Here is a 1,216-nt window from a genome sequence, read left to right on the forward strand (position 1 = left end):
CGCTGTACGCGCGCTCGACGTAGTGCTTGCCGGTCGCCGGGTCGATGATCGGGTCGCCGCGCTGCGTGAACTGCTTTCGCTCCACGCCCTCGAGCGCGCGGCGCCGCGCCTCGGCCTCGAGGTGGTCCGCGGCCTGCTCCACTGCCTCGTCCCACGCCCGCGCGAACTCGTCGTCGTCCTTGCGCAGCCGGTAGAGGGCGCGCCTGTCGAGGTTGCCCATCTCGGCGCTGAGCACGACGTTGCCCGTCTCGGCCAGGTCCTCGAGGAACCGGGCGAGCTTTTTGGGTGTGGGCTTTGAGCGCCGGCGGGCCACGGTTCAGGCCCCAAGCGTGATGATCGTGGCGCCGTCGATCGACCCGTAGAGCTGGCGGCTCTCGGCGGGCGTGATGACGCGCCTGGTGGTGACGAGCGGATTGGCCTGGGTGGCATGAGTCCAGGCGAGGCCGGTGAGGGCCTTGAGGACGAGGGTCGCGGCGGTGTCTGCGTTGGGGATGCTCTGGGCTGGCCAGCTGGTCGGTGGGAGGTTCTGGTCGCTGGTGTAGACGAGGAGGAGGTCGACGTGCACGTGCCCGTGCGGGACGAGGGGGTGGCCGCGGCGGCCGAGGCCGTGTTCGCGTGCGGCGTTACGGACGGCGTCGAGGTACGCGGCTGCGGGGCGGTTGTCTCGGCCGTCGCCGTTGCGTTCTCTGGCTTGTGGCCTGCCTGGGATGACGATGCGCACCGCCGCCTCCTTCGCGGGGGATCGTGCGCCCCGGAGGGGCGGTGCTGTGGTCAGCGTAGCAGATGTGCTGGTCATGGGTCCCCTGGTATCTCCTCGATCGTGACTGTGAGCGCGCCCCCGGCGCGCGGCTCGGCGCGGACGATGGTCAGGCGGTCGATCTGGCTGTCGTCGTGGAGGACGCCGGCGTAGACGAGGGCGTCGATGGCGGCCTTTTCGCTGGCGTAGCCGAGGCGTGGAGCGGCTTGCATTGCGAGCTGCGCGGCGGCTTGGGCGCGGTACTCGCGGCCTTTGCGGCTGAGGACCTTGCGGCCGCGGACGACGGCGTGGAGGTTGTTCGCGGTGGGTGGCCAGGGTAGCTCGAGGGTCACCGCGGCAGCCTCTCGTCCCTGCCCCTGACCTCGACCACGACGCCGGACGCCATGCGGCTGAGGATGGCCGCGGCGCTCTCGCTGTCGGGGCTCAGGTGCTCGGCGGCGGCGGACGGGCGGTGATTCG

At 71.5% G+C, this 1,216-nt stretch carries 3 protein-coding genes; all 3 read right to left on the bottom strand.

Features of this window, described 5'->3' with window-relative positions; translation table 11 throughout:
- Nucleotides 1-313: hypothetical protein (locus VF202_13870; protein ID HEX7041200.1), on the bottom strand; the 313-nt coding region annotated here is incomplete at its 3' end.
- 3 nt (nucleotides 314-316) lie between these two features.
- Nucleotides 317-721, bottom strand: a complete 405-nt coding sequence (locus VF202_13875; GenBank protein ID HEX7041201.1) for a hypothetical protein — start codon at nucleotides 719-721, stop codon at nucleotides 317-319.
- Nucleotides 722-792: 71 nt separating this feature from the next.
- The gene (locus VF202_13880) at nucleotides 793-1,089 is read right to left on the bottom strand and encodes a hypothetical protein (GenBank protein ID HEX7041202.1); all 297 of its coding nucleotides are present in this window, start codon (nucleotides 1,087-1,089) and stop codon (nucleotides 793-795) included.
- Between the last annotated feature and the right edge of the window lie 127 nt (nucleotides 1,090-1,216).

The organism is Trueperaceae bacterium (genome assembly GCA_036381035.1).
Lineage (GTDB): Bacteria > Deinococcota > Deinococci > Deinococcales > Trueperaceae > DASRWD01.